The organism is Mesorhizobium sp. M0954, assembly GCF_040319155.1.
In the GTDB taxonomy this organism is placed as follows: Bacteria; Pseudomonadota; Alphaproteobacteria; order Rhizobiales; family Rhizobiaceae; genus Mesorhizobium.
Genome location: NZ_JAMYNR010000035.1, coordinates 47,617 through 59,089, shown reverse-complemented (window position 1 = coordinate 59,089; position 11,473 = coordinate 47,617). Strand labels below are relative to the sequence as shown.

At 61.8% G+C, this 11,473-nt stretch carries 9 protein-coding genes; all 9 read right to left on the bottom strand.

All coding sequences use genetic code 11. From position 1 onward, the window contains the following. On the bottom strand, nt 1–2,564 hold a 2,564-nt coding region (gene pyc, locus NKH93_RS29880; RefSeq protein WP_352974648.1), incomplete at its 3' end, for a pyruvate carboxylase. 191 nt (nt 2,565–2,755) lie between these two features. Then, nucleotides 2,756–3,874: a branched-chain amino acid ABC transporter substrate-binding protein gene (locus tag NKH93_RS29875; protein WP_352471237.1), complete on the bottom strand. Its 1,119-nt coding sequence runs from the start codon at nt 3,872–3,874 to the stop codon at nt 2,756–2,758. Between the two features lie 138 nt (nt 3,875–4,012). Continuing rightward, on the bottom strand, nt 4,013–4,360 hold the full coding sequence (locus tag NKH93_RS29870; RefSeq protein WP_352471238.1) for a DUF6867 family protein: 348 nt from the start codon (nt 4,358–4,360) through the stop codon (nt 4,013–4,015). A 19-nt stretch (nt 4,361–4,379) separates the two neighbouring features. Next, nucleotides 4,380–5,108, bottom strand: a complete 729-nt coding sequence (locus tag NKH93_RS29865; protein ID WP_352471239.1) for an ABC transporter ATP-binding protein — start codon at nt 5,106–5,108, stop codon at nt 4,380–4,382. Then, the gene (locus tag NKH93_RS29860; protein ID WP_352540330.1) at nt 5,108–6,274 is read right to left on the bottom strand and encodes an ABC transporter ATP-binding protein; all 1,167 of its coding nucleotides are present in this window, start codon (nt 6,272–6,274) and stop codon (nt 5,108–5,110) included. The genes NKH93_RS29865 and NKH93_RS29860 overlap by 1 nt, the downstream gene beginning before the upstream one ends. Then, nucleotides 6,274–7,902, bottom strand: coding sequence for a high-affinity branched-chain amino acid ABC transporter permease LivM (livM, locus tag NKH93_RS29855; protein ID WP_352767577.1), 1,629 nt, complete (start codon nt 7,900–7,902; stop codon nt 6,274–6,276). The genes NKH93_RS29860 and livM overlap by 1 nt, the downstream gene beginning before the upstream one ends. Nucleotides 7,903–7,906: 4 nt before the next feature. After that, nucleotides 7,907–8,809 carry a branched-chain amino acid ABC transporter permease gene (locus NKH93_RS29850; protein WP_352454929.1) on the bottom strand — a complete coding sequence of 301 codons (903 nt, stop codon included), beginning with the start codon at nt 8,807–8,809 and terminating at the stop codon, nt 7,907–7,909. Nucleotides 8,810–9,144: 335 nt separating this feature from the next. Then, nucleotides 9,145–10,146: a 4-hydroxyproline epimerase gene (locus tag NKH93_RS29845; protein ID WP_352683322.1), complete on the bottom strand. Its 1,002-nt coding sequence runs from the start codon at nt 10,144–10,146 to the stop codon at nt 9,145–9,147. Between the two features lie 28 nt (nt 10,147–10,174). Next, nucleotides 10,175–11,425 carry an NAD(P)/FAD-dependent oxidoreductase gene (locus tag NKH93_RS29840; protein WP_352974641.1) on the bottom strand — a complete coding sequence of 417 codons (1,251 nt, stop codon included), beginning with the start codon at nt 11,423–11,425 and terminating at the stop codon, nt 10,175–10,177. Nucleotides 11,426–11,473 lie beyond the last annotated feature (48 nt).

Here is an 11,473-nt window from a genome sequence, read left to right as displayed (position 1 = left end):
CCGAGCGAGCGCGCCTGTTCCTTGAGGTTGGTGAACTGACCGCCCGGCATTTCGTGCAGATAGACCTCCGATGCCGGCCCCTTCAGGTCGCTTTCGAAGGCTGAATACTGGTTGCGCACCGCCTCCCAGTAGAACGAGATGTTCCTGATCCACTGCGGGTCGAGGCCCGGATCGCGCTCGGTGCCCTTCAGCGCTTCCACGATCGAACCCAGGCACGGCTGCGAGGTGTTGCCCGATAGCGAATCCATCGCCGCGTCGATGGCGTCGACGCCGCTCTCCACCGCCGCCAGCACGGTTGCCGCCGACAGGCCGGATGTGTCGTGGGTGTGGAAGTGGATCGGCAGGTCCGTCGCCTCGCGCAGTGCCTTGAACAGCGCGCGGGCAGCGCTCGGCTTTAGAAGCCCAGCCATGTCCTTGACGGCGATGATATGGGCGCCTGCCGCCTGCAATTCCCTGGCCAGGCCGACATAGTATTTCAGATCGTATTTGGCCCGCGCCGGATCGAGTATGTCGCCGGTATAACAGATCGCCGCTTCGATCAGTCTGCCCTCGGCGCCGATCGCATCCATGGCCACGCGCATGTTCTCGACCCAGTTCAGGCAGTCGAAGACCCGGAACAGGTCGATGCCGCCGGCAGCGGCCTGGCGGACGAAATGCTGGACGACATTGTCGGGATAGTTGGTATAGCCGACGCCGTTGGCACCGCGCAGGAGCATCTGCAGCAGAAGGTTGGGTGTTGCCTCGCGCACCAGGGACAGCCGCTCCCATGGGTCTTCGGTGAGAAAGCGCATGGCGACGTCGAATGTGGCGCCGCCCCAGCATTCGAGCGACAAAAGCTGCGGCAGAGCACGCGCATAGGTGCCGGCAATTCCGGCAATGTCATAGGTGCGCACACGCGTCGCGAGCAAGGATTGATGCCCGTCGCGCATTGTCGTGTCGGTGACCAGCACCTCTGTTTGCTCGCGCATCCACGCGGCGAATTTCTCCGGCCCGAGCACGTCGAGCTTCTGCTTGCTGCCTTGAGGCACATTGCCGTTGAGATATGGCACCACCGGTGGCGCCGCATCGGCCTTTGGCTGCGGCCGGCCGCGCGTCTCGGGATGACCATTGACCGAAACGTCGGCAAGGTAGTTGAGCAGCTTGGTCGCGCGGTCCTGCCGCTTCACACTGGCGAACAGTTCCGGCGTCGTGTCGATGAACTTGGTGGTGTAGGAATTGTCGGCGAAGCTCGGGTGATTGATGATCGCCTCGAGGAACGTGAGGTTGGTCGCCACGCCGCGGATGCGGAATTCGCGCAGCGCCCGGTTCATGCGGGCGATGGTCTCGGCCGGCGTCGGCGCCCACGCCGTTACCTTTTCCAGCAGCGGATCGTAGAAGCGGGTGATGACCGCGCCCGAATAGGCGGTGCCGCCATCAAGGCGGATACCGAAGCCGGTGGCACCGCGATAGGCGGTGATGCGGCCATAGTCGGGGATGAAATTATGCTCGGGATCTTCCGTGGTGATGCGGCACTGCAGCGCGTGGCCGTTGAGCCTGATGTCCTTCTGCGCCGGAACGCCCGATTCCGCCGTGCCGATGGCAAAGCCGTCGAGGATATGGATCTGCGCCTTGACGATGTCGATGCCGGTCACCTGTTCGGTGACCGTGTGCTCGACCTGGATACGCGGATTGACCTCGATGAAGTAGAATTTTCCGGTATCGGCATCCTGCAGGAACTCGACCGTGCCGGCGCCGATATAGCTGGTTTCGCGCGCGATCCTCAGCGCGTAGCCGCAAAGCTCCTCGCGCTGTGACATTTCGAGGTAGGGCGCCGGCGCCCGCTCGACCACTTTCTGGTTGCGGCGCTGGATCGAACAATCGCGCTCGAACAGGTGCACGGCGTTGCCATGAGTGTCGCCCAGCACCTGCACCTCGACATGGCGTGCGCGCTCGATCAGCTTTTCGAGATAGACCTCGTCCTTGCCAAAAGCCGCCTTCGCCTCACGCTTGCCTTCCATGACCTCGCGCGCGAGATCGGCCTCGGAGCGGATGGCGCGCATGCCGCGGCCGCCGCCGCCCCAGGATGCCTTGAGCATCACCGGGTAGCCGATCGTCTTGGCGAGTTCCTTTACCGCCTCCATGTCGTCCGGCAAGGGATCGGTGGCGGGAATTACCGGCACGCCGACTTCGATCGCGAGGTTGCGAGCGGCGACCTTGTTGCCTAGCCTGCGCATCGTATCCGGCTTTGGCCCGATGAAGATGATGCCGGCCGTGGCGCAGGCCTCGGCGAATTCCGGGCTTTCCGACAGCAGGCCGTAGCCTGGATGGATGGCATCGGCGCCCGATAGCCTGGCGACGCGGATAACCTCCTCGATCGACAGATAGCTTTCTATCGGCCCCATGTCCCTGGCCAAATGCGGCCCGCGCCCGACCTGGTAGCTTTCGTCGGCCTTGAAGCGATGCAGGGAGTATTTGTCCTCCTCTGCCCAGATCGCCACGGTTTTGAGGCCGAGCTCATTGGCCGCGCGGAAGACGCGGATGGCTATTTCGGAGCGGTTGGCGACAAGGATCTTCGAGATTGCCAAGGACAGGGCTCCGGACGCGGGAAAGGGAACTGTCGGACATGATTAGCGCGAAAATGCTGCAGTGCAAACAAAAATGGAGACGTCGGCTAAACCGATTTAAATCCTTGCGCCCATGCGATGAAGCAAAAGACAAATGAAAAATGCCCGGCGCGAGGCGCCGGGCATTTTTTGGGCTGCAGGCGTTTGCCGGCTTATTGTTCGAAGTAGGTGTACTTGCCGTCGTCACCCTTCTTCCAAGTGTAGATGACGTAGTCGGGACGGGTGATGTCGCCCTTTGCGTCATAGCCGATGTCGCCGATGGCGGTCTTCCACGGGCCACTCTTCTTGATCTCTTCCGCAACCTTCTGCGCGTCGTCGGAAGAGCCGACCTTGTTGGCGGCGGCGGCGACGATCTGCAGCGCGGCGTAGGAGTAGAGCGTATAGGCTTCAGGCTCGAAACCGGCGGCGCGGAACTTCTCCACGAGTTCCTTGGCGTTCGGGTTCTTGCGCGGATCGGGAGCGAACGTCATCAGCGTGCCGTCGACGGCATCGCCAGCGATGGAGGCCAATTCGTTCGACACGATGCCGTCGCCGGACATGAACTGGGCCTTGAGACCCTGATCGGCGAGCTGGCGCATAATCAGGCCGGCCTCGGTGTGCAGGCCGCCATAGTAGACGACGTTGACGCCGGCATCCTTCATCTTGGCGATCAACGCCGAGAAGTCCTTGTCGCCGACATTGATGCCCTCATACATGGCTTCGGTCACGCCATCAGCATTGAGTGCCTTCTTGGTTTCGTCGGCGAGACCCTGGCCGTAAGGCGTCTTGTCGTGGACGACGGCGATCTTGCCGTCCTTAAAGTGCGCGGCGAGGTAGTCGCCGGCAACCTTGCCCTGCTGATCGTCGCGTCCGCAGGTACGGAACGTGTTCCACAGGCCCCGCTCGGTCAGCTTCGGGTTGGTCGCGGAAGGCGTGATGACGAGAATGCCGTTCTCGGCATAGACCTCTGACGCCGGAATGGTGACGCCCGAATTGAAGTGGCCGACGACATATTTGACGCCATCGGCGACAAACTTGTTGGCGACCGAGATGCCCTGCTTCGGATCCGACACGTCGTCGCCGACCTCGATCTTGATCTGCTCGCCGTTAATGCCGCCAGCCGCGTTGATATCGGCGGCAGCCTGTTCGGCGCCCTTCTGCAACTGCGCGCCGAATGCTGCGTTCGGGCCAGTGATCGGACCGGCAACGCCGATCAGGATGTCAGCCCACGCGCTGCCGCTGAACGCGACAAGCGCGGTCAGGGCGACGGCGGACAAAAGTGACTTTTTCATTGAAACGCTCCCATTTACCGAGTGGGCGTGGATGTTGCTTTCATGCGATGCCCACTCTTGCTCGCAGAAAGAGTACTTTGCCGATTTTCAGGCACTTGTCACGCCGATTCATCCCTGAAGCGCCGTTAATGATAAATGTCAACCTTTTGGTTTCCAGCTCAAAAGAGAGGCTCTTTCGTAAAGCCAATTATACTGCGTTACCATCTGGTTGGTGCGCGTGTATTGGTAGCCAATGAAGCCCAATATCATCAGCACGATGGTGTCGACCACGTAGTAATGCAGCGAAAACATCGTTCCGCCGAACAGCGCATGATGGATGAATCTTACGCCGATGCCGAGCCCCAGCATGTAGGCGAACAACTGGGCGAAGCTGCGCCACGTCTGCGCACATGCCTTGCCCGTCATCCACGCCGCCCAGCCGCCGAGCAGGCAGGTGACGAAGAAGAACTGCCAGATCGAAGGTTCCTCATAGACAATGCCCTGCATGATTGATGTCTCCTGAAACTCAGTGATGGCCGCCTTCGAGATAGGCGGCGCGCACCTCCGGATTGGCGAGCAACTCCTTGCCGGTGCCGCTCATCGTCACGTTGCCGTTGACCATGACATAGCCGCGCGTGGCGAGCTTCAGAGCGCCGAAGGCGTTTTGCTCGACCAGGAACACCGTCAGTCCCTGCGTGCGGTTCAGCTCCCGGATAGCGTCGAATATCTGCTTGACGATCAGCGGCGCCAGGCCAAGCGACGGCTCGTCGAGCAAAAGCAGCTTCGGCCGCGCCATCAGCGCGCGCCCGATCGACAGCATCTGCTGCTCGCCGCCGGACAGCGTGCCACCACGCTGGGCAATGCGTTCCTTCAGGCGTGGAAACAGCGTGAACACCTTCTCGACGTCCTCGTCATAATGCTCGAGGTTGTCGAGGCTGGCGCCCATTTGCAGGTTTTCCATCACCGTCATGCGCGGGAAAATGCGGCGCCCTTCCGGCGACTGGGCGATGCGCATGCGCGCGATCTCGTGGGTCGGCATCTGGGTGATGTCGGTACCGGCGAATGTGATGGTACCCGCGCGGGCGCGGGGAGCACCGAAGATGGTCATCATCAGCGTCGACTTGCCGGCGCCGTTGGCACCGATCAGCGCTACGATCTCACCTTGCTTGACCGTGACATCGACGCCGTTCAGCGCCCTGATGTTGCCGTAGTAGGTCTGGACGCCCTTGATATCGAGCAGCGTTGTGCCGGCCATTATTTCCGCCCTCCACGCCGATTAGAGGTGCCGGGAGTTTTTGACTTCACCGGAGCCTTGGAGGCCGGCTTTGCAGTGGAAGATTTTGCGGCAGAAGATTTCGCGGCCGATTTGGCTTTGGCCGGCGATCCGGACTTTGCCGCGGCACTCGACCTTGCATCGATCTGCCCGGCTTTCGAAGCGCCCTTTGACACGGTGACGCGTTCGCCCTCGCTATGGCCGACCGTATCGGCCACCGGTCCGGCGAGATACGAAGACGATGTGCCCGGTCCATGCGCCGCATCCGGACCCGTATCCAGTTGCTCGATGACGTCCTCGTCGCCGACTTCGGTCAGCACCGTCTCGACGTCCTCGTCTTCGACGCCGAGGTAGGCAGCGATGACGCGCGGGTCGGTCCGCACCGATTGCGGGTTGCCGTCGGAGATCTTGCGCCCGTATTCGAGCACGACGACATGGTCTGAAATCTGCATAACCACCGCCATATCGTGTTCGATCAAAAGGATCGACGTGCCGGTGTTGTCCTTGATGTCCATCAGCAGTGCATTGAGCGCCGCCGATTCCTTCGGATTAAGGCCGGCGGCCGGCTCGTCGAGGCACAGAAGCTCAGGGCCGGTGCACATGGCGCGAGCAATTTCGAGTCGTCGCTGCGCGCCATAGGGCAGATCGCCGGCAGGATCGTCGGCGCGGTCGACGAGATCGGCCTTCTCCAGCCAGTGCTCGGCCAGTTCAACCGATTCCGCCGAAGCCTGTCTGTATCCGCTATAACCGAACAGGCCGAGAATGGTATAGCCGGACGCCTTCATCAGCTTGTTGTGCTGGGCGACCAGCAGGTTCTCCAGCAGCGTCATGCCCGAGAACAGGCGGATGTTCTGGAAGGTGCGCGCCACCTTGGCCCGCGCCGGGATTTCATGGTTCGGCAAACGTTCGAGCAGGAAGGTCGAGCCGTCGCGCCGATTGAGCGTGATCATGCCTTCCGACGGTTTGTAGAAACCGGTGATGCAATTGAACACGGTGGTCTTGCCGGCGCCGTTGGGACCGATCAGCGCGGTGATCTCGCCGCGTTTGGCCTGGAACGACAGGTCGCCGATGGCGACGAGACCGCCGAACTTCATCGACAAATGATCGACCTGCAGGATGGCATCGTTCACGGAGGGGCTCGCGTTCATCAGCCGTGTCCCTCCTTGGTGAAGGACCCCGACACCGCCCTGCGCACCTTGAGGAAGGCTGTCGGCTCGCGGCTGCCGACGAAGCCGCGCGGCTTCCACAGCATGACGATGACCATGGCCATGCCGAACAACAGCATGCGATAAAGCTCCGGCGTGAAGTCGGGGCCGAACCCGGGTATAACCTTGATGTTGCCCCAACTCAGGCCGGTCTTGAGGAAATCCAGTTCGCGCAGGATTTCGGTGCCGCCGATCATCACCATGGCGGCGACGGCAATGCCGACCAGCGAGCCCATGCCGCCAAGCACGACGATGGCAAGGATGATCGCGGATTCCAGGAAGACGAAGGATTCCGGGCTGACGAAGCCTTGCCGCGCGGCAAAGAACGAGCCGGCGAAGCCGCCAAACATCGCGCCCGTGGCAAAGGCCGTGAGCTTGGTGGTGGTGGTGTTGATACCGAGCGAGCGGCAGGCGATCTCGTCCTCGCGCAGCGCTTCCCAGGCGCGGCCGACCGGCAGGCGCCTGAGCCTCACGGTGACGAAGGCCGTCAGCAGGCAGAGCCCAAGGATCAAATAGTAGAGGAATATCTTGTAGTAGGCACCCGATTGGGCGATGCCGAGCACCTTCGAGATGTAGTTCGGATCGGAAACGTTGAACGACATCAGGCCGAAGAAAGACACCTTCGGGATGCCGGAAATGCCGGCCGAGCCGTTGGTCACCTCGCGCCAGTTGATGATCACCAGCCTTATGATTTCGCCGAAGGCGAGCGTCACGATCGCCAGATAGTCACCGCGCAGGCGCAGCACCGGGAAGCCGAGCATCACGCCCCAGAACGCAGCCATCAGGCCGGCGGCGGGCAGCAGGATCCAGAAGGAGAGGCCGAAATGCGTGCCGAGCAGCGCATAGGCGTAGGCACCGACGGCGTAGAAGGCGACATAGCCGAGATCGAGCAAGCCGGCCAAGCCGATAACGATATTCAGCCCCCAAGCCAGCATCACGTAGATCAGGATCTGGATGCCGTAATTGTCGACATATTTCAGCGAGCCCTGGAAACCGGCGGCCATCGACCCGGCATATAGAGCCAGCACCAACACCACGATAATCGGGTAGAGCGCCAGTGCGGTTATGCCCAATGCCGAGAAATGAGCGTGAATGAAGGCCCGGAACCGATATATCAGCCAAGCCAGCGCATAGATGATTGCGAGCGCCCGCAGGAACCGCACAAAATCGGAAAGTTCCGGCCCTAAGGCCTCGGTCAGAAAGCTGCTGAGCGCGAGCAGAATAACGGCGACGGCGAGCGCCACGATGAACGCGGGAAGGCGGAAGAATCGCGAAGCCAGGCTGACCGGCAGCAGGCCGGTGGCGACGTCGACGATCTTCTGGTTCGCCAGGAAGGGTTGGCCATAGGCGACATAAAGGAAGCGTCCTGCCATGGTGGCGATCACGACGCCGGCGAGCAAGCCCCAGCGTTGCACCAGGATCAGTTCGTTGGAGATGTTCTGGTCGGTCTTCAGGCCGATGAACAGCACGAACAGGCCAAGCGAGATGGCGCCGGCATAGAGCGCTTCGCGAAAAGCGCGCTGGACCGGGGTGGCGACGACGGTGCTTTCCGGAGACACGGTAACCGCCATGATCTCAGACCTTTTCGACTTCTGGCCGGCCGAGAATGCCGGAAGGCAGGAAGATCAGCACGATCGCCAGGATGGAGAAGGCGGCGACGTCCTTGTAGTCGATCGAGAAATAAGCCGACCACATGCTTTCGATGAAGCCAATCATCAGCCCGCCGAGCACGGCGCCGGGCAGTGAGCCGATGCCGCCGAGCACCGCGGCAGTAAACGCCTTCACACCGGGCGTAAAGCCGTCGGAAAACACCACCACGCCGTAATACATCAGGAACAACGTGCCGGCGACGGCGGCAAGGGCGGCGCCCATGATGAAGGTGATCGAGATGGTGCGATCGACGTCGACGCCGAGCAGTGCGGCCATCTTGCGATCCTGCTCGCAGGCGCGCTGCGCCCGGCCGAGCGAGGTCTTGTTGACCAGGTACCAGAACAGCGCCAGCAGGACTATGGTGACCAGGACGATGATGATCTGCTTCAGCGAGACGCTGATGCCTTCGATGTTGTAGACCTTGGACACCATTGGCGGGACCGGCTTGTTGCGCGGCCCTTGCGTCACCTGGACGAAATTGGATAGCGCAATCGACATGCCAATCGCGGTGATCAGCGGCGCCAGCCGGAATGAACCACGCAAAGGCCGGTAGGCCACCTTCTCGATCGTCCAGTTATACAGGCTGGTCAGCAGCATCGCGACGATCATCATGATCAGCAGCGCAACGACGATCGGCAGCGAATAGAACAACGCACCAAGGATAAGGAAAACGATGAGCGCGGTGAAAGCGCCGATCATGAAAATGTCGCCATGGGCGAAATTGATCATGCCGATGATGCCGTAGACCATCGTATAGCCGATCGCTATCAGCCCATAGATCGATCCCAGCGTCAGCCCGTTGATAAGCTGCTGGACAAAATACTGCATGCTGTCGTGGCTCCCCTGGAATGTCGCCCATGCAGACGCATTCCTTTTCGTATTTTCCCTAGTCGTAAAGTTTCGAGCCCGGATTGCAACGTGATTTTTCGATCATTACGCGTGTTTTCGCCGCACGTCGTCCGATTGCCCGTTTTGTTCCCGTCCGCCCCCTGGACCATCGCGGACCCTACCATTGGCCTAACGCAATGTCTTTGACGATTCAATCGCAGCATGCGACCCATTTCGAAGAAATCGCCGTCAAAATAAGTTGATGAGCGGGATCGTTGCGCCGTCGAAGGCAATCCGTTCGCGCTCTCTTTCTTTCGCTTGCGTCAGCGTTTTCTCTATTTGACGACGAAGCCGTGCGCGAACGGGTCGCGGTCGTCGATGAAGATCGTGTTCAATCCGGTCATCCGCGCCCACCCGCCGATCGACGGAATGATTGCCGGCTTGCCGGCGACGGTGACCTCTTTCTCCACCCTGCCCTTGAACAGCGACCCGATGATCGATTCGTGGACGAAGTCGTTGCCGACCCCAAGCTTGCCCTTGGCGTGAAGCTGCGCCATCCGCGCCGAGGTGCCGGTGCCGCAGGGCGAGCGGTCGATTGCCTTGTCGCCGTAGAAGACGGCGTTGCGGGCATCGGCTTGCGGGTTGGTCGGCGCCCCGGTCCACAATATGTGCGACAGCTTATCGATGCCGGGATTCTCCGGGTGGACGAAGGAATATTTCTCGTTGAGCCGCTGCCGCATCACCGGGCTCCAGGCGATCAGTTCGCCGGCCGAATGGTCGGCCATGTCGCGATAGGTCTTTTGCGGTTCGACGATGGCGTAGAAATTGCCGCCATAGGCGACATCGACGCTGATCTCGCCGAGCCCGGGGCATTCGACCGTCAGAGCCTCGGCATAGAGGAAGGAAGGCACATTGGTGATGCGCACCTCCTCCACATAGTCGCCGACTTGGCTGTACTCCGCTACGACCAAGCCCGCCGGCGTATCCAGCCTGAGCACGCCCGGTGTCTTCGGCTTGATCAGCCCATGCTCGACGGCAAAAGTTACCGTGCCGATGGTGCCGTGGCCGCACATCGGCAAGCAGCCCGAGGTTTCGATGAACAGGATGGCGATGTCGCAATCTTCACGCGTCGGCGGATAGAGGATCGAGCCGGACATCACGTCATGGCCGCGCGGCTCGAACATCAGCCCGGTGCGGATCCAGTCATATTCGGCCAGGAAATGCGCTCGCCGCTCCATCATCGTCGAGCCCTTGAGCAAAGGCCCGCCGCCGGCGACCAGCCGCACCGGATTGCCGCAGGTGTGGCCGTCTATGCAGAAGAAGGAATTCTTGGCCATGCCGGCTCCCAACTGACTGTCTTCGAACTCAAAACCGTTGCGGGCTGAACGGGCCGAGATCGAGCGATGGATTCTGCCCGAGAACGAGCTCGCGGATCAAGCGCCCGGTCACCGCGGCCTGGGTCAGGCCGAGGTGACCGTGGCCGAAACCATACACCACCGACGGCGTTTGTTGCGACCGCCCGATCACCGGCAGCGAGTCCGGCAGCGACGGCCGGAACCCCATCCATTCGCGTCCATTGGCCGGATCCAGTCCCGGCAGGAATTTCTGCGCCTTTTCGAGCAGCGCTTTCGAGCGCGCATAATTGGGCGGCCTCTCAAGGCCGCCGAGTTCGACCGCGCCGCCGACGCGCAGGCCCGTCTCGAGCGGCGTGATGACGAAGCCATGCCCGGAGAAGATCAATTGCCGCTTTACGTCGAAGGCAGTCTTCGGCAACGTCGTGTTGTAGCCACGCTCGGTCTCCAGCGGGATTCCGTCGCCGAGATGTCTCGCCAGCAGATGCGACCAGGCCCCGGCAGCGATGACGACGTGCTTCGCCCGTCGCCGCGTGCCGTCGGCCGTGGTCAGGATCGCGCCGTCCTGTCCCGCCTCGACACGCTCGATCCGGGCCCTTTCGAACACGGCGCCCAACCTCTCGGCATAGGCCCACAAGGCCTTTCCAAGCAGCTTGGGATCGGCAACGGTTTTCCACCCCGGCACGAACGTTCCCTTGACGAAGCGCGGCGACAGACCGGGCTGCAGGGCTGTGAGAGCGCTCCCCTCGACATGGCCGAAGCCGATGCCGAAGCGCTGCCTTGCCGCCCAGCCGGGCAGTGAAGCCTTGAACTCGGTCTCGCTGTCGTAGAGTTCCAGCGAGCCGTCCTCATGCAGCATCGGCCGTGTGCCGGAACGGTCGAGCAAGCCCATCCATTCCGCCTCGGCGAGCTTCATCATCCCGGCCTGCGCGGCAAGGCCGGCTTCATAGCGGTCGCTTCGGCCGGCGCGCCAGAAGCGGACCAGCCAGGGCAGCAGCTTCGGCAGATACGCGGGTGGGATGCTGAGCGGGCCGAGCGGGTCGGCGAGCCATTTCGGCAACTGCTTGATCATGCCCTTGTGGGCGAGCGGCAGCACATCGGAGAAGGCAAAGGCAGCGGCATTGCCGGAGCTGGTTTCCTCACAGATCCCCGTCCGATCGAAGATCGTCACGTTTCGCCCCGCCTCTGCCAGAAGGGCGGCGGCGCAGATGCCGATGAAGCCGCCACCAATGATGGCGACATCGAGCGTAGCATTATCATTCATTGCCGTGCGCCGCGCTGCACATCTGCAAATGCCTTCAAAGCGACTGGA

What these genes read in the sequence shown, in the direction of transcription:
- NKH93_RS29875 (WP_352471237.1), bottom strand. Translation starts at nt 3,874, where the DNA reads ATGAAAAAGTCACTTTTGTCCGCCGTCGCCCTGACCGCGCTTGTCGCG.
- NKH93_RS29870 (WP_352471238.1), bottom strand. Translation starts at nt 4,360, where the DNA reads ATGCAGGGCATTGTCTATGAGGAACCTTCGATCTGGCAGTTCTTCTTC.
- NKH93_RS29865 (WP_352471239.1), bottom strand. Translation starts at nt 5,108, where the DNA reads ATGGCCGGCACAACGCTGCTCGATATCAAGGGCGTCCAGACCTACTAC.
- NKH93_RS29860 (WP_352540330.1), bottom strand. Translation starts at nt 6,274, where the DNA reads ATGAACGCGAGCCCCTCCGTGAACGATGCCATCCTGCAGGTCGATCAT.
- livM (WP_352767577.1), bottom strand. Translation starts at nt 7,902, where the DNA reads ATGGCGGTTACCGTGTCTCCGGAAAGCACCGTCGTCGCCACCCCGGTC.
- NKH93_RS29850 (WP_352454929.1), bottom strand. Translation starts at nt 8,809, where the DNA reads ATGCAGTATTTTGTCCAGCAGCTTATCAACGGGCTGACGCTGGGATCG.
- NKH93_RS29845 (WP_352683322.1), bottom strand. Translation starts at nt 10,146, where the DNA reads ATGGCCAAGAATTCCTTCTTCTGCATAGACGGCCACACCTGCGGCAAT.
- NKH93_RS29840 (WP_352974641.1), bottom strand. Translation starts at nt 11,425, where the DNA reads ATGAATGATAATGCTACGCTCGATGTCGCCATCATTGGTGGCGGCTTC.